Origin of the sequence: Arthrobacter globiformis NBRC 12137, from assembly GCF_000238915.1 — a bacterium.
Classification (GTDB): Bacteria; Actinomycetota; Actinomycetes; order Actinomycetales; family Micrococcaceae; genus Arthrobacter; species Arthrobacter globiformis.
On record NZ_BAEG01000027.1, the window covers coordinates 80,291 to 96,416 of the forward strand.

General features: G+C 66.9%; 16 protein-coding genes. 6 read left to right on the forward strand and 10 right to left on the reverse strand.

The features are described 5' to 3' along the window. The first annotated feature begins 22 nt into the window (after window positions 1-22). Window positions 23-967, forward strand: a complete 945-nt coding sequence (locus ARGLB_RS04090; RefSeq protein ID WP_003799210.1) for a glycosyltransferase family 9 protein — start codon at window positions 23-25, stop codon at window positions 965-967. Here ARGLB_RS04090 and ARGLB_RS04095 read toward each other — a convergent pair. Then, entirely contained in the window at window positions 862-1,830 is a 969-nt protein-coding gene (locus ARGLB_RS04095; protein WP_003799211.1) for a sigma-70 family RNA polymerase sigma factor, read from the reverse strand. The two genes, ARGLB_RS04090 and ARGLB_RS04095, sit on opposite strands and share 106 nt — an antisense overlap. Before the next feature lie 178 nt (window positions 1,831-2,008). Between ARGLB_RS04095 and ARGLB_RS04100 the strand changes: the two genes are divergently transcribed. After that, window positions 2,009-3,073 (forward strand): NAD-dependent epimerase/dehydratase family protein, encoded by a 1,065-nt coding sequence (locus ARGLB_RS04100; protein ID WP_003799214.1) that lies wholly within the window; start codon window positions 2,009-2,011, stop codon window positions 3,071-3,073. Between the two features lie 40 nt (window positions 3,074-3,113). On the opposite strand, the gene ARGLB_RS04105 is transcribed toward ARGLB_RS04100, so the two are convergent. Then, complete coding sequence (locus ARGLB_RS04105) at window positions 3,114-3,689, reverse strand: hypothetical protein (RefSeq protein ID WP_003799216.1); 576 nt, start codon at window positions 3,687-3,689, stop codon at window positions 3,114-3,116. Window positions 3,690-3,893: 204 nt separating this feature from the next. On the opposite strand from ARGLB_RS04105, the gene ARGLB_RS04110 reads away from it, so the two are divergent. Together ARGLB_RS04110 and ARGLB_RS04115 are read left to right on the forward strand one after the other, a co-directional pair. After that, complete coding sequence (locus tag ARGLB_RS04110; RefSeq protein ID WP_003799218.1) at window positions 3,894-4,109, forward strand: hypothetical protein; 216 nt, start codon at window positions 3,894-3,896, stop codon at window positions 4,107-4,109. A gap of 117 nt (window positions 4,110-4,226) precedes the next feature. Then, window positions 4,227-5,405, forward strand: coding sequence for a YihY/virulence factor BrkB family protein (locus ARGLB_RS04115; RefSeq protein ID WP_003799220.1), 1,179 nt, complete (start codon window positions 4,227-4,229; stop codon window positions 5,403-5,405). Window positions 5,406-5,465: 60 nt separating this feature from the next. On the opposite strand, the gene ARGLB_RS04120 is transcribed toward ARGLB_RS04115, so the two are convergent. From ARGLB_RS04120 to ARGLB_RS04145, 6 genes are all read right to left on the reverse strand, one after another. Continuing rightward, window positions 5,466-6,221, reverse strand: a complete 756-nt coding sequence (locus ARGLB_RS04120) for a glycosyltransferase family 2 protein (protein ID WP_245531466.1) — start codon at window positions 6,219-6,221, stop codon at window positions 5,466-5,468. Next, on the reverse strand, window positions 6,218-7,582 hold the full coding sequence (locus tag ARGLB_RS04125; protein WP_003799223.1) for a bifunctional PIG-L family deacetylase/class I SAM-dependent methyltransferase: 1,365 nt from the start codon (window positions 7,580-7,582) through the stop codon (window positions 6,218-6,220). Before ARGLB_RS04125 ends, ARGLB_RS04120 begins: the two co-directional genes overlap by 4 nt. Continuing rightward, window positions 7,576-8,634 (reverse strand): acyl-CoA dehydrogenase family protein, encoded by a 1,059-nt coding sequence (locus ARGLB_RS04130; RefSeq protein WP_003799226.1) that lies wholly within the window; start codon window positions 8,632-8,634, stop codon window positions 7,576-7,578. Before ARGLB_RS04130 ends, ARGLB_RS04125 begins: the two co-directional genes overlap by 7 nt. Window positions 8,635-8,796: 162 nt before the next feature. Then, entirely contained in the window at window positions 8,797-9,276 is a 480-nt protein-coding gene (locus tag ARGLB_RS04135) for a Dps family protein (protein WP_003799227.1), read from the reverse strand. A 119-nt stretch (window positions 9,277-9,395) separates the two neighbouring features. After that, the gene (gene lepB, locus ARGLB_RS04140) at window positions 9,396-9,845 is read right to left on the reverse strand and encodes a signal peptidase I (protein WP_003799229.1); all 450 of its coding nucleotides are present in this window, start codon (window positions 9,843-9,845) and stop codon (window positions 9,396-9,398) included. 112 nt (window positions 9,846-9,957) lie between these two features. After that, window positions 9,958-11,562, reverse strand: a complete 1,605-nt coding sequence (locus ARGLB_RS04145) for a multicopper oxidase family protein (protein ID WP_003799231.1) — start codon at window positions 11,560-11,562, stop codon at window positions 9,958-9,960. Window positions 11,563-11,924: 362 nt separating this feature from the next. Here ARGLB_RS04145 and ARGLB_RS22335 point away from each other — a divergent pair, with 362 nt between their 5' ends. Continuing rightward, entirely contained in the window at window positions 11,925-14,090 is a 2,166-nt protein-coding gene (locus tag ARGLB_RS22335; protein WP_003799235.1) for a VCBS repeat-containing protein, read from the forward strand. A gap of 106 nt (window positions 14,091-14,196) precedes the next feature. On the opposite strand, the gene ARGLB_RS04155 is transcribed toward ARGLB_RS22335, so the two are convergent. Together ARGLB_RS04155 and ARGLB_RS04160 are read right to left on the reverse strand one after the other, a co-directional pair. Beyond that, window positions 14,197-14,874, reverse strand: a complete 678-nt coding sequence (locus ARGLB_RS04155) for an O-methyltransferase (protein WP_043417873.1) — start codon at window positions 14,872-14,874, stop codon at window positions 14,197-14,199. A 55-nt stretch (window positions 14,875-14,929) separates the two neighbouring features. After that, window positions 14,930-15,268, reverse strand: a complete 339-nt coding sequence (locus ARGLB_RS04160; protein WP_003799239.1) for a thiamine-binding protein — start codon at window positions 15,266-15,268, stop codon at window positions 14,930-14,932. A 113-nt stretch (window positions 15,269-15,381) separates the two neighbouring features. Between ARGLB_RS04160 and ARGLB_RS04165 the strand changes: the two genes are divergently transcribed. Then, on the forward strand, window positions 15,382-16,002 hold the full coding sequence (locus ARGLB_RS04165) for a TetR/AcrR family transcriptional regulator (RefSeq protein ID WP_003799241.1): 621 nt from the start codon (window positions 15,382-15,384) through the stop codon (window positions 16,000-16,002). Window positions 16,003-16,126: the final 124 nt, after the last annotated feature.

Genomic DNA, 16,126 nt, shown 5'->3' on the forward strand with positions numbered 1-16,126 from the left:
GCCGAGGAGCAGAAGGACGGCAGTGGAAGCACTGAACGGCAAGCACGAACAACCGGTCCTGCTAGTGCTGAGGGCCCTGAAGCTGGGCGACCTGCTGGTTGCCGTGCCGGCGCTCCGAGCGCTGCGGCGTGCCTATCCGGAACACCGCCTGCTCTATGCGGCCCAGGACTGGCTGGAAGATGCGCTGGAGCTGGTGGGCGGCTACGAACTGCTCCCGACCCATGGCCTGGATGTTCCGATTCCCATCGAGACTGGCACGGTGGACATAGCAGTGAACCTGCACGGCAGCGGACCCGAAAGCGAGGCCCGGCTCGCTGCCGTGCAGCCAAGGACCATCGTCGGCCACCAAACCCCCGAGCGGCCTGGCCCCGCCTGGCTGGAGGGAATCCATGAGCGCGAGCGGTGGACCAGGCTGCTGCAGTGGCACGGCATTGACGCGGAACCGGACGATTTCCGGCTGCTCCCGCCCGCCGTTTCCAGCCTCTGCCCCGGTGCCACCGTGGTGCATGTGGGGGCCGCCTACGGCAGCCGTCTGTGGCCGGAGGACCGCTTCGCCGAAGTGGCCCGCACCCTCTCGGAGGATGGCCACCAGGTGGTGTTCACCGGCAGCTCGGCGGAACGGCCGCGGGCACTGCACGTCGCACGGCTCGCCGGCCTCCCGGAAGACCAGGTCCTGGCGGGGCGGCTGCGGCTGGCCGAATTCATGGCCGCCGTCGCGGAGTCCCGGCTGGTGGTGTCAGCGGACACCGGTGCCGCACACCTCGCCTCTGCCTATTCGCGGCCTTCGGTGGTGCTTTTCGGTCCGGCCCCGGCCGAGGTCTGGGGGCCGCCACCTGGGCCTCACATTGTGCTGACGGACGCTCAGGCGCGGCGCGGCGACACCTTCGCGGCAACCCCGGACCCGGCCCTGCTGGCAGTCACGGTGGAAGACGTATTGGCGGCTGTCGGGCAGCTCCGGCCCGTCTGATCCGCACCGACCCGCCCGCTGCCCGCCGGGGCGCTGCCTGGCCTGGTGCTGCCTGTCCTGGTGCTGCCTGTCCGGCAGCTGTCCGTGGTTCCGCCCCGGCCCTCCTCGTCGAGCAGCCGGCGCTGTAACCAGACCAGGATCCGGGAGAGGCGCCGGGACACCTGCATCTGTGAGATGCCGAACCGTTTGCCCAGTTCCACCTGGGTCTCCTCGCGAAAGTACCGCCGGTACAGCATTTCCCGGTCGTCAGGGTCCAACTCCTGGATCGCCTCATTGAGGCACACGAGCTCTTCGAGGTGCTCGATCGGCTGGTCCAGCGAGACAAGCCCCTCGCCCATGGCTGGTCCGCCCCACGGATCGGGGCTGTCCAGCGAGTCGGGATGCATGCTGCTGCCTGCTGCCTGGGCCTCCCGGACGTCAGCCGGGGTGACTCCCAACTCGCTGGCCAGCTCCTGCGCCGAGGGAACACGCCCCAGTGACTGGGCCAGGTCCGGGGCGGCATGAAGGAGTTGCGTCCGGACGTCCTGGACATGCCGCGGCGGCCGGACGGTCCAGCACCGGTCCCGCAGAAAGCGCTTGAGTTCGCCGTTAATAGTGGGCGCGGCATAGGCCGGGAAACTTTCGCCCTTTTCCTTGTCAAAGCCGCGGGCGGCCTTGATGAGCCCCAGGTAGGCCACCTGGACAAGGTCGGAGCGCTCGCGTCCGCGGGCGACGTACCGCGAAGCGAGCGACTCTGCCAGGTCGAGGTAATTGAGTACCAGTTGGTTCTGGAAGGCATCGTGCAGCCGTCCGGCCCGGGTCGCTGGCTGCGGTGCTGCGCAAGCAGGGAAGGACGCGGACAAGGAGGGCGGGGTTTCTGGCATTGTCGTGGATTCCTTCGATCGGGAGGTCGAGAAAGCCTGCGGCAAGACTTAGAAGTAGGAAATCATAAGCGTGCTTATTACACAATGCCCTGAGACGCTAGGCTCGAAAGAAGCACCACGGCCACGGCCCGTCGTCGGGCGGCCGGAACATCCCACGGCAACGGACGGAGAGCATTTCATGCGTATCGCGATCACGGGCGCCAGCGGCAATGCGGGGACAGCACTCCTGCGCAGACTCCAGGAGCCCAGGCAGGAACACCCGGGTGGACTGGAACTGGTGGGCATCAGCCGCCGCTCGCCGGACACTTCACGGCCGCCGTTCGCCGGCGTCGAGTGGCACACCCTGGACGTGGGCGGGGAGGGTGCTGTGCAGGATCTGGCCAAGGCCTTTGCCGGAGCCGACGCGGTAGTGCACCTGGCGTGGCAGATCCAGCCGAACCGGGACCTCCCTCAACTGCACCGCACGAACGTCACCGGCACTGCCAACATGCTGGCGGCTGCCCGGGAAGCAGGAGTGAGGCACGTGGTGTGCGCTTCCTCCGTGGGCGCCTACAGCAAATCGGCCAAGGACCACCGCGTGGACGAATCCTGGCCTGCGGGAGGCATGGAGGGCTCACATTACAGCCGGCACAAGGCCGAGCAGGAAAAGCTGCTGGACAGGTTCGCTGCGGACAATCCGTCGGTTGCAGTGGCCAGACTGCGCCCCGGCCTCATCTTCCAGGGCGAGGCCGGAAGCGAAATCGGCAGGTACTTCCTGGGGTGGGTCCACCCGAGGTTCATCCCGCGCCGGCCGGCGTTGCCAATATTGCCGGTTCCCGAGGAACTGATCTTTCAGGCGGTGCATGCCGACGACGTCGCGGACGCGTACTGGCGCGTGCTTGAGCGCAGGGCCAGCGGCGCGTTCAATGTGGCAGCCGAGCCGGTGGTCACGCCGCAAAATCTGGCCCGGCTCTTCTCCGCCAAGAGGATCCTCCCCGTCCCGGTCCGCGCGCTGCACGCCTTCGTCGGTGCCACCTGGCGGCTTCGGCTGCAGCAGACTGACTCGGGATGGGTGGAGATGGCGGCAGGCGCGCCGGTTATGGACACCACGCGGATCCGGAACGAGCTCGGCTGGGAGCCGCAAACGCCGTCATTGGACGCCATCCGCGAAGTGATCGACGGCATGGGCGAAGGCGCCGGCGTCCCGGCGTCGCCCCCGCTCAGGCCACGCCGCGGGCTCTTGACGCTCCTGCGCCGGCGCTAGCTCCGCCCGCTCGCTACCGGGCGTCGACGGCCGGCGACGGCTACTCGCGCGGAGTGTTCCGCCTAGTGGCGTCCGTGGTGGCGTCGGCATCCGGGCGGGCATCAGCGTTGCGGGCATTATCTGCCCGTCCATCATCTGTCCGCACGTCATCTGCCCGCGAACCCATGTCGCGCGCAGCCATGTCCCGTTCACCGGTACGGGCGTCATCAGCCCGAATATCATCACGTCCCGCATCCGCCCGTGCATCGTGGCGCCGATTGCCATCATCATCCACATCCGGGTCCAGCGCATCAGCCTTGTACTGGTGCTTCTCGGCATCCGTCCGGAATTCCTGCGCGGCCGACTGCCGCTGCTCTGCCTCTTGGCGAAGGCGCGCCGCCTCGACCTGCGCCTTTTCGGCGTCGGCCTTGGCATGCATGGCCCGGGCTTCGTTTTCGCGTGCTTCAAGGTCGGCGTTCTCCGCTTTCCTGCGGATCTCTGCGGCATGCTGGCGGTTCTGCTCATCCCGCTTCTGCCGGAACGCCTCCCGGCGCTTGCGGCTGGACATCAGAAGCACCGCGATGAGCGCGATGACGACGATTACAACGACGATCCAAATCCAGGCAGTTGGGTCCATCGTGGATCCACCTCTCTCTTTTCCAGCACGTCATTCCGGGCAGAACCCGGCCGCTGACAGCCGGCGTGACGCTGCCGGAGGGGCGGCCGTTTGAACTAGCGGCGATCAGGGTACTTACGATCTAATAGTAACCATGCTTACTATTTTATGGCGAGCGATTACCGGTGGCACTCGCCAACCCGACATGCCGGAAAGGGATCAACCATGACGGATAACCAACGGCCGCAGGGCGCCGGCGCTCCCCCGCCCAACGCGCAGGACCCCAACCCCCTGGCTTCCGGCCAACTGGCCGAAAGCCCGCAGTCGGACACCCGGACAGCGGACGATCCGCTGGGTGAGAAGCAGCCGGCCGACGATCCGCTGGGGAGTGACCCGCTCACCCTGGACCGCCGCAATCCGCCCCGGTCGCCCGGATCGTAAGGGACCCGACCCCTGATGCGACCTCACAAACCACCCGCGAGCCCGAACCCCTGATAGCGGGCAGGGAACGATCCGCGACGCCGGAACACGTCCCGCCCGCGAACGAAAGGATGCCTCATGGCGACGAAAGAAGCCCCGGAAACCAGTACCGCAAAGGCCGGCAGCGCCCCCGCACCGGATGACCCGCGAAAGCCGGACAGTCCCACGGACGTGGACAAGCCATCGTGGAAGTACATTGCCCGCAAAACCCTGCGTGAATTCACCGCGGACCAATGCCCCGACCTCGCCGCCGGGCTCACCTACTACGCCATCTTTTCGATGTTCCCCGCACTTCTCGCCCTAGTTTCCCTGCTCGGCATCTTTGGCCAAGCGGAGAAAACGACGGCGGCACTCCTGGAAATCGTCCAGGGCATCGCGCCCGGGCAGGCTGTGGAGATGATCCGCGAGCCCATCCAGGAACTGACCACCTCACCGGCAGCCGGCTTTACCCTGGTTATCGGCCTCCTGACGGCCCTCTGGTCCGCATCAGGGTATGTGACCGCGTTCGGCCGGGCCATGAACCGGATATACGAAATTGATGAAGGCCGGGGCTTCGTAAAGCTTCGCGGCACCATGCTCGCGGTGACCCTGGTCTCGCTGATCATCGTTGCGCTGCTCGCCGCCATGCTGGTCATCAGCGGCCCGGTGGCAGAGGCCGTCGGCAACGTCATGGGCCTGGGCGGCGCCTTCCTGACCGTCTGGAACATCGCGAAGTGGCCGGTCATTGTCGCACTGGTGATCGTCGTCATCGCCATCCTCTACTACGCCACCCCCAACGTCCGCCAACCAAAGATCCGCTGGATGAGCCTGGGTTCCCTCATCGCCCTGCTCATTTTTGTGCTGGCCTCTGTGGGTTTTGGGTTCTACGTGGGCAACTTCAGCAACTACAACAAGACGTACGGCGCCATCGGCGGCGTGATCGTCATGCTGCTGTGGCTCTGGATCCTGAACATGTCCCTGCTTTTTGGTGCGGAGTTCGACGCCGAGATGGAACGTGGCCGGCAGCTGCAGGCTGGCATTGAGGCCGAGGACACGCTCCAGCTTCCGCCCCGCGACACCAAGAAGAGCGACAAGCTGCAGGAGAAGGAAGAGGAAGACATCCGGCTGGGACGCGAGCTGCGCGAGAAATACAGCGAAAAGGCCAACGGCCACGAGGGCAAAGACCAGGACGGCAGCGACCGCGACAACCGGGACACCGACCGCCGGAACGGCCATGGCGGAGCCACCGCCCGTGAAGGCAACGGCAACAGCCGCTGAACCACCCGACTCCACCCCGGGCAGCTGCCTGCCGGCAGCTGCCCGGGGGCGTTTACGGCTTCAGCTGCTCCGGAGGGCCGCGGCCGTCTCCACGCCCAAGGCACGGAGGTATGAACCAAAACCGTGTGGTGCCCGGGCAGTGGTCCGCCCGGAAGTCAGTACACGCGTGCTGTCCGTGGCGGTGACGGCGAAGCCCCTCCGCCGTAACAGTTCCACCAGGGCACGGTCTTCCGAGGACGGCAGCGGCGGAAATCCGCCAGCCTGGAGGTACGCCGAGGCGCGCACGCCGAGATTGGCGCCGTACACATTGCCGTGCCGTTCCTCCAACGGATGTCTGAGGCGCCAGCTCCGTAGCAGCTCCGGATCCATCCCCGCGGAGTCCGGCTCCACGGAACCCAGCAACACGTCCCAGCCGGCGTCCGCGAAGTGCAATTGGCGAACAAGCCAGCTCTCTGGAACTCTGGAATCGGCGTCCGTATTTGCCAGCCAAGTGGTGTCAAGAGTGCCGCTGTCGAGGTCCCGGATGGCTGCCGCGACTCCCGCCGCCCTGCTGGCACCGGCGTTGCGGAACCGGCGGCGCAGCACTCTTACCGCTGGCCGGGACCCGGCGAAGCGGTCCGCGATCTCTGCCGAACGGTCGGTGCAATGATCGAGGACAACGGTGATTCCCACGCCCACTGAGGGTCGCCGGCGGGCCAGGGCTTCAGACGCGCTGCGGAGCGCGGAAAGGGCAGCTCCAAGGTGGCCCTCCTCGTCATGCACCGGCATCACCACCTCAACCCGGCTGATGGCTGGCCTGGATCTGTGCGGCGTCACGCGCTGGTTCCGGCGCGATCTGGTCCCGGCGCGATGAAGGTTTCCAGCACGAAGTCACGCTCCCGGTATGTGCCGGCCGGTGGCCACCGCAGCTGGCTCCGTGCCATCGTGTGGACCGCGTCGCCGTCGAGCTCCCAGCCGGACACCGGATGCCTCCAATGGCAGAGCAGCAGTGTTCCGCCCGGGGTCAGGGACGCGGCGATCCGGGTGATCAGCTCCTCCAGTTCCGCGGCCGCAAGGTAGTAGCCCATCTCGGAGACCACGATCAGGTCAAAGTTGGCGGCCGGCCACTGTTCCGGCAGGGTCAGCTGCCGCGCTTCGGCGCCCGGGAACCGGGCGAGCCTTTCGGCGGCGCGTGCCACGGCAGTGCCGCTGGCGTCCACGGCCAGGAACTTCCCGCAGCGCCCTGCCAGCTCCGCGCTCAGGGTGCCGATCGAGCAGCCAACTTCCAGGCCGGCGTCGTACTTCTGTTCAGGGAGCGCGGCGAGCGTCAGACTGCGTTTGCGCTGCTCGTACCAGCTGTCCTGGTACTTCCATGGATCCTCGGCGCTGCGGTGCAGGGCATCAAAGACGGCCTCGGCGTCCCGGGCGCTCCGCCGTCCGGTGACCGGCGGCCGCCACGCGAAAACCTCAAAGGGCCGGGCGAAGTGCGCAAGAAACTGCTCTGACAGGAGCGCCTCGTCGCCCGGCTGGTCAGAGAGCGGCCGCAGCTGGGAGGCATGGGTGTGCAGGGCCTCGCGTTTGGTCCGCTGTTCGGCGGGGCTCAGGGGCAGCCGCACCCAGTTCCGCCACGCGGTGTCACCGGGCGTGGCCCACAGCCAGTACCAAAGGGGGTATTCCAGAAGCCCGTGGCCGCCGGCCTCGGCGGTCTCCGCAGCCACGGATCCCAGGGTGTCGTGGTCGGTGTGTCCGTCTCCGCGGTACGGGGCAACAATGGCCACGGTGCGCTGCCCAATAGCCTCCGTCAGGCGTTCGGCGATGACGGCGCGGTGCTGGGCCAGCCCGCTGTCCGGGAGGTCCAGGAACTGCCAGTGGTCCGCCAGTCCGAACGCAGCCATGGCCGCCGCGAACTCCTCCCGGCGGACGGCGGCAAGCTGCTCCGGCGTCGTGGTAGGCGAATCCGGATGGGACGCCTCCCCCGCCGAACACAGCAGCACCTCAACGTGCGCACCGGCGGACGTGAGGCGGGCAAGCAGCCCTCCGGCACCAAGGGATTCGTCGTCCGGGTGGGCAACCAAAACGACGAACTCCATCCCGGCCAGCTCCGCCGCATCCAGCGGGAGTTCGCCGATCGTGTCCAGGCCGCTGGCCGCCCAGGCCGCCTCATCGGTGCCCGCATCCGCGTGCGAGAACGTCACCACGCGTGCTCCCCTTTGAGCGTGAGCACGCCCAGCTGGGCGTCGTCACGCGTGGCGTGGTGCTGCCGCACGTAGAGGGACAAGTCCGCCATGCCCTTGCCGTACCGTTCGTCAAAGGCCAGGGGGCCGGGCCCCAGGTTCTGGCTCACCAGGAGCTGGACGCGTTCGACGGCGGCGGCAACAGTTCCCCGGACACGGAGCGCCTCGCTCCACCCGCCAACGGCACTGCTGTCCAGCCCGGCCCCGCCGCCGGTGCTGGGCTGGCCGTGGGCCCCGTCCATGGCGGGTTCCCGTTCCGTCCCGGCAGCGTCCACGGCGTCGGCGGCACGGGTGAGGTACTGGAGGGCAGAGGTCAGGATCCGGTCCACTTCGCCGAGGGCGGCGAGTGCCACCTGGTCCGGCTCGCGCTGGGACCTGGCACCCCGCAGGAGGGCGGCTTCGAAGTGCCGGCCCAGCGCGACGGCGCCGCCCAGCCAGCACGCTGCCACGCCCATGCCGCCCCAGGCAAAGCCGGGGCGCTGGAAGTACCAGCCGTCGCCGCCGAGCGGGACGGCCGGAACCCGGTCAAAATGGACAGTTCCGCTGGGGATCTCGCGCAGTCCGCGGCTGGTCCATTCCGGGACGTCGCACGTGACGCCAGCGGCCCTGAGATCGACGGCGAAGGCGGCCCGGCCACCGGTCTCCGTGTGTGCAGTCACCACGGCGTGGTCCACGAACTGGGCCAGAGAGCACCAGGGCTTGGAGCCGTTCAGCTGCACGCCAGCGGCTTTCCCGGTGGGTTCTGCCTCGCCGGGTCCTGCCTCGGCGGCCAGCCGCGTGCCGGGGGCCTCGGCTGCGTACACGCCCCACGATCCGGTAAAGGATTCCGGTGTTCCCGCCTGGGACAGGATGGCGCCGGCATCCAGGTGCGGTTCCATAACCCGCGCAGCAGCCACGTCCACCGCGGCCACGGATGCCAGCAGCTCCCAGAGCCGGGCTGTCCGCCCGTCACCGGGCTTCGGCGCGGAACGGCCGGCCTGCTGGGCGATGGCCAGCAGGGCAGGGACGTCCCCCACGGCCGACGCGACCCTGTCCTGTAGCTGCTCGACGTCCAGCGGAGGTTCTTCCAGGGCGGACTCGCCTTACGACGGCGGGCTGAGGCGGATGGGCTGCCACTGGCGGTGTGGAGCGTTCATGCGGTGTCCGCTGACGAGCGGGATGGCGGGATCATGGCGCTGCTATTTCCCTTCCGGGGCGGTCACGGACGCCGAGGCCGGCATCACTTCCGCGTTCACCATCCAGGCCAGCTGCTCCAGCCGGGTGATGGCCTCGTGCAGGAGGTCCGCGCTTGTGGGATCTTCTTCATCAACCTCATCGTGGACGTCGCGGATGGTCTTGACCGTTTGTTCCAGCCTCTTGGTGATGAGCTTGGCGGTGTCCTTGGTGACGGTCAGGCCGGCAGGATACTGTTCCAGCCTGGTGCCGGACGAGACGGTGGCGCTCCGGCCGTCCGGAAGGGCATGGAGCGAGCGAATGCGCTCAGCGGTCTGGTCGGCGAGCAGCCGGGCGCTGTCCACGATCTCGTCCAGCTGCAGGTGCAGGTCGCGGAAGTTGGTGCCCACCAGGTTCCAGTGCGCCTGCTTGCCCTGAACGTGCAGCTCGATCAGGTCGGTGAGGACCTTCTGCAGATTGCTGGCCAGAGTGTCGGATGCTTTCATTGTCTTCCTCCGCTGCGGTCACCGATGCGTTTCATGCCTGGCCGGCCGGGCAGCCGGCAAGGATGATTCCCAGCATACTTATCTTTTTGGCCGGGGTCTTTTTGGCGCGGGCATGTGCATTAGCGGCCGGAGGGCCACAGCACCGTTGCCTGCAACGATTCCAGCGGAACGCTCCCATAGGTGCGTGAATCGATGGAGCCCGCCCGGTTGTCCCCCAGGACGAAGACGTGCCCGGCCGGCACCGTGACCGGACCAAAGTAGGTGCCGTCGATGCGGCTGTGGTCGATGCCCGGCTCGGCCTGTGCGATCCCGTCCACCACCAGCACCGAATCCTCGATGGCGACGGTCTGGCCCCCGAAGGCAATGGCCCGCTTCACGGCAGGGTTGCCGTCCTCCGGGCTCGTGAACACCACCAGGTCTCCGGTCCTGAGGGACCCCAACGCTGGCCCCGGCTTGAACATCAGCACCGTGCTGCCCCTGGGCAGTGCCGGTTCCATGCTTTCCGAGCTGACCGTCACCGGCTCCACCAGCCACAGGCGGGCGGCGAGCAGACCGGCGGCCAGCAGCACCGCCGTCGTGATTGTCCTCCCCGAAAACCCTGCCGGGCGGATCCGGCAGGGTTTTCGGTAATGGTTCTGCTGTCCGGGCCGGTCCTGGACTTTGGATCGGCCCGGTGCGCCGCTAGCCGTCCCACTGGGGCAGCGCCGCCGTCATGGGGTCGTTGGGATCGTTGTCATCTTCCTTCAGCCCCACCCGGAACTGAACCATCATGTCGTGGTCCTCGTGGGGCAGGTTGTGGCAGTGCACCATGTAGCGGCCGCGGTGCGGACCGAACTTCATGAGCAGCCGGACCGTCTCCCCCTCACCCACGTAGACAACGTCCTTGGGACCGAGCTCATGAAGAAAAGGTGCCCGGCCGTTGCGGCTCAGGACCTTGAAATCCACGAGGTGGATGTGCACGGGGTGGAACCAGCCGCCGGACCGGTTCTCGATCTCCCACACCTCGACGGCGTCCAGGTCCACCTCCGCGGCGACCTTCTTGTAGCCGCTGGCAATGACGTCCTGCCAGCTGTCGTCGTCGATGGTCCAGATGTTGGTGACGTCATTCCGCTTGACCCGGAACTTGCGGACCTTCGTGGCCTGCTTCTCGGTCATGGTCATGACCTCATTGGTGGGCGCCAGCTGCGCGGGCACCGTGTTCCAGGTCGGGTCGCCGGTGTTGACCGGTTCATCCGTAACGTCGAAGGCCATCACCTTGCTGGTGAAGTCGTAGTCAACGTTGTTGGGGTTGGACAGGTTGCGCAGCTCGATCCGCTGGCCGGCTTTGTACTTCCGGAAATCGATGAGCACCTCGTACCGTTCTGCCCCGGCATGGCGGTAGTTGGCCACCTTTTGCGGTGTGGGGACCAGGCCGCCGTCGGTACCAACGATGATCAGCGGATCCCCGGTGCTCAGCGTCAGCCTGACGGAGCGGGAAATGCTGCAGTTCAGGACCCGGAAGCGGTAGATGCGCTTCTGCACCTTCATCACCGGCCACGGCTTGCCATTGACCAGGATGACATCCCCCCAGAGTCCGGAGTGGGTATTGTCGTCGTAGCCCAGGGCGCCGTTCGCGGCGAACATCGCGTCGGAAATAATGCGAGGCACGTCGAACCCGCCTTGCGGAAGCAGCTGGCGTTCCAGCGGATCGTGCAGGTGGTACTGGGCTGCCAGGCCGGAGTAGGCGTTTTGTGCCGTGAAGTGCACCCCGTGGTCGTGGTACCACAGCGTGCGGGCGGGCTGGAAGTTCGGGTAGTGGTAGTCCTTGAAAAACCCGGTCTGGGTGACGTCACTGGCATACCCGTCGAACTGCGGCAGCGAGGCGGAACCGTGCAGGTGTGTGGACGTGGATAGCACGTGGCCATCGTTCGGGTGTGTTGCGGGAAGCCGGTTCCGGACCCGGACCACCGCCTTGGTGCCCTGGTCCAGGCTGATCGTGGGGCCGGGGAAAATCCCGTTGTAGCCCAAAATAGGTGTCTGAAGCCGCGGCAGGATGGATGCCATGGCTGCCTTCTCGGTCACGGTGTAGTGGTTAACTGGCTTGCCGTCGGCGGGGTCCACCTCCACCTTGTCCGGGGCCAGCACCGGCGGCATCACGAACGCCGACTGGAACGGTTTGGGCATCTCTGCGCTGCTGAGCCTGCTGGCGGATTTGGCCTCCACTTCGCCGTGCGGGAGCGAAACAACGCCGGCTCCAACAACACCGAGGCCACCCAGTAACAGGACATTTCGTCTGGACACGGTCATAACCGGGCCTCCTTTCGATTCGGATGGTTCGAGACCGGTTGGGATAGTTCGAGGATGTCGCGGCGTACTTGGAAAAAGCCGGACCGGGCTGGGAAGGGGTGGGGGTCGGCGGAGGGCGCCCCCAATTGGGCCCCCTCAAATCGATGGTCTAATTCCGTTTCACCGGCCGGAGTCCACACGATTTCCGGACCGCATCCCTTGGCATACGCGAACATGGGGCAGCGCAGACCCCCGAATTCACCGGTTTTATACGACCTTTATCCAAGGTGCTGCGTCCAGTGTTGACGCAGTTGGGAACGCATCTCCCGGCTTGGCCTTGAAGGTACTGGGGGCCACAAATCGAGTGTCCATAAGGAGTTACCATGTCCTCGCATTCCGCGATGAGGCCCATGATGCCCGACGGAGCCAAGCGCTCCCGGCCAGCGCACCGCAAGGCCTCCATTACGGCCGGCCGGATTGCCCCGGCTGTCGCCGGCGCCCTGCTCGCCGCCGCGTTGTCGCCCCTCGGCGCTGTCCCGGCTAACGCCGAAACGGCCGGGATGGGCCCGGTCGACCCCGCAAACGGGTTCCCCACCTGGTTTTCGGACGGCACGGTCCGGCTGCAGCTCTGCTACCAGGCGGGGCAGGGTTGCCTCGTCGAGCCGCCGAACCCGGACCAGCCGGCGTCCTACCCGGACAACTTCCCCGACGAAGCCTTCTGGTTCGCCGCTGAAGCGTCCGGCGGCAACCTTGGCCTCTACGAAGCGGCCCTCGAAGCAGCGCATGCCAACGAGGCCGTGATCGACGGCGACCAGATGGGCTTCGCCCGGCTCCGGTTCCGCCTGGACGGCCTCGTGGCCGGGCAGTCGTACACCATCACCCACCCTTATGGCGTCCATACCTTCACGGCCGCCGCCGACCGAGACGGACTCGGTGTCATCAACGAGACCCTGGACCAGGGCGCCTGCGCCCCCACCCCCGACGCCGCGTGCAACTGGGCCGGCGTCGGAGCCGCCTTCCTCGGGGACTTCGGCAGGGGGACCACCGCGACCTTCCTCCGCCAGGAGGGCGCTGCGGCCGGCACCCTGGGCGACATCAACACCGCACGGACTGTCACCGGCGCCCCCTCGGGCAACAACTTCGTGAACGTCGTCGGACCGAACGCCGGCGGGCCGGGCGTGAACACCCTCACGGTGAACACCTTCACGGTCCAGGGCCTGCTCGCGACGGACTCCGTTGGGGGTCCCAATACGCCTGACCTGCCTGCTGCCAGCGACAGCGGCCGCTCCAGCTCCGACAACATCACGAGGGTCAACGCGCCTACCATCACGGGCACGCTGCCCGCGGGAACCGCGGGCCCGGTTCAGCTCGTTGTCGACGGCGGCGCTCCCCGGGCCGCCACCGTTACCGGTTCTACCTACTCCCTGAAACTGCCCACGCTGGCGAACGGCCCCCACTCTGTGCAGGCTGTTGCCGGCGGACTGACCTCCGGGACCCTCAGGTTCACCGTGGACACGGTCGCGCCGCCGGTTTCGATCGTGTCACCGTTCCCGTCCTCGCCCAGCCTGGACAACTCCCCGACCCTGAGCTTCACGAGCAGTGATACGGGTGCGCGGTTCGAATGCCAGCTCCAGCCCACGAACGTGGTCTGGGATCCCACCTGCGCCTCACCGAAGACGTGGGACGCACAGGTCAGCGGCACGTACAACTTCCTCGTCCGTGCCACGGACGCCGCCGGCAACGTCAGCCCGCTGGCGAGCCGCACCGTGCAGATCGGCACCACTGTCACCGCTCCGTACCGCAAGGTGCAGGACTTCAACGGTGACGGCCGGGCCGACATCGTTTCCCGCGACTCCACCGGAACCCTGTGGCTCTACCGCGGCAACGGCACCGGCGGCTTCCAGACCCGGACCAAGGTCGGAACCGGCTGGAACTCGATGAACTCGATCATCAGCAGCGGCGACTTCAACAACGACCGCAAGGCCGACGTCATCGCCAGGTCCTCCACCGGCCTGCTGTACCTCTACAAGGGCAATGGACTCGGCGGCTTCTCCAGCCGCAGCCAGATCGGTTCCGGCTGGAACTCCTTCACCGCCATCACCGCCGGAGGCGACTACAACGGCGACCGCAAGGCCGACCTTGTGGCCCGCGACAGTGCCGGCAGGCTCTACGCCTACCTCGGCGTCGGCAACGGCGGCCTCTCCGGACGGATCCAGATCGGCAGCAGCTGGAACACCCAGAACACCATCCTGGGCACCGACTTCAACGGCGACGCCAAACCCGATATCGTCTCCCGGGACGCTGCCGGCAGCCTGTGGCTCTACCGTGGCGACGGCGCCGGCGGGTTCCTCGCCCGGGTCCAGATCGGCGCCGGCTGGGGCAGCCTGAGCTCCCTGGCGACCCCCGGTGACCTGAGCGGTGACGGCAGGGCGGACATCACTGCCCGTGATTCGAGGGGAACCCTCCTTCTTTACCGCGGCAACGGCAGCACCCTCGTCAGCAAGTCCACAGCCGGCACCGGCTGGAACTCGATGAGTTCGATCCAGTAGCTCACCGGCTCCTGGAAGGAAGAGCACCCAGCAAAAAGAGCACCGCCCGCGTACAGCCAGTACGCGGGCGGTGCTTCGCTGTGGGGCGGTTAACGACGACGCGGGGTTAACGCACAACGGCCAGCGCGAAGCCGTCCCAGCCTTTGGACCCCACGGTCTGGATGACGGTGGCGTCCAGCCGGCTGTCCTCCCCCATCATCTTCAGCGCGCCGATGATTCCCGGGGCGTTGACCTCATCGATCGAGGGGTCCAGCGCCACACCCTCCCATACGACGTTGTCCATCACGATGCTGGTTCCGGCCCTGCCCAGCCGCACTGCCCATTCCAGGTACTGCGGGTTGTTTTCCTTGTCTGCGTCGATGAAGACGAAGTCGAACGGAGCCGCACCTTCGGCTTCGAGGGCGGCCAGCGTGTCCAGCGCCGCACCCGTCCGGATCTCCACCTTGTGGCCGACGCCCGCCGCGTCCACGTTTGCCCGGGCAACATCGGCATGCTTCTGGAGGTATTCGCACGTCACCAGCCGCCCGTCGTCGGGCATTCCCTGGGCCATCCAGATGGTGCTGAAGCCAGCCAGCGTGCCGATCTCCAGCACCCTGCGGGCGCCGGACGCCCGCACCAGCAGCTTCAAAAGCTTTCCGGCGTTCGGGGTCACCTCGATCGGCGGCATCCCGGCCTCTTCGGCGGACCGGACGGCGCGCTGGACGGAATCATCGGGGTGGACGACGACGTCGGACAAGTACTCTTCTACGGCCGTCCACTCGGGCCGCGGCTTGTGCTCAAACATGCGCACAGTCTTACAGCAAGCGCCCGGCCCGGCTAGGCTGCGGCAGTCAATAGCCTCAGGCTTGGGAACCGTTCAAGGCACCTTCCAGGCGCTCCACTTTGGCCGTGAGTTCGCCGGAGAAGCCAGGCCGGATGTCGGCCTTGATCACCAGGGACACCCTGCTGCCGAATTTCCCCACCGCCTCGGTGGCACGCTTTACGACGTCGAACACCTCGTCCCACTCGCCCTCGATGGTGGTGAACATGGAGTCCGTCTGATTGGGCAGCCCGGATTCCCTGACGATCTTGACGGCGGCAGCCACGGCGTCGTGCACCGAGGCATCGCCGTTCCCCGCCGCAGCGTAGGCAGTATCAGCGGGAATTCCGGAAGGGGCGACAGAAAAGGCAAGCAACATGGGTCCAGTCTGACACGGAGGAATCTGCCGCCCGGAAACGTGTGCTGCGTCATATTCGGCGCTACCAACCGGTAACGGAGTCAGGCTGACACAGCGTTGCTAACCTTGGTTCCATGAACCTCGCAGTAGAGCGCAAGCCACTTCGTGCTGACGCTGCACGCAACGTGGACAAGATCATTAATGCCGCCCGCGAGTGTTTCCGGCAGTATGGCCCGGATGTTCCGTTGCAGACCATTGCCGCTACCGCGGGAGTGGGGCCGGCAACACTGTTCCGTAATTTCTCGGACAAGGAGCAGCTCGTCCTGGCTGCCCTGAACCGCCAGCTCCGCCTCCACGTGGACCCTGTTATCGACGTCGCCCTTGCCGGCACCGATGCCGCCGACGGCCTGTTCCGGGTCATTGACGCCGTGATGAGCGCAGCCAGCGACAACGCCAACCTGCTCGGTGCCGTAGCCGGCCGGCGGGACTTGCTGACCGGAATCACCGGGAGCCTGATCGAGTCCGTTGGCGTACTCCTTGACCGCGGCCAGGACCAGGGCACCCTGCGGGTGGACATCTCACTCACGGACATGGTGCGGCTCCTGGCAATGCTGATCGGAGTGGTCGACACCATGGAGCCGGGTTCGGACGCCTGGCGCCGCCCGGCTGCCCTTGTCGAGGACGCCGTCCGCGCGGAACGGCCCACCAGGCCGCTGCCTGCCCAGGTGCCGCTCCCGTCATCACAGTTTGAGTAGCAACTGGTGTGGCGGCCGCGGAAACCCGGGCCGGCATATTCCGCACACAGTGCTTGCACAGTAAGCTAGGCACACCGGTGGGTTAGGCAGCCAGCCTCGGGCATTCCAAATACGGAGCACATCA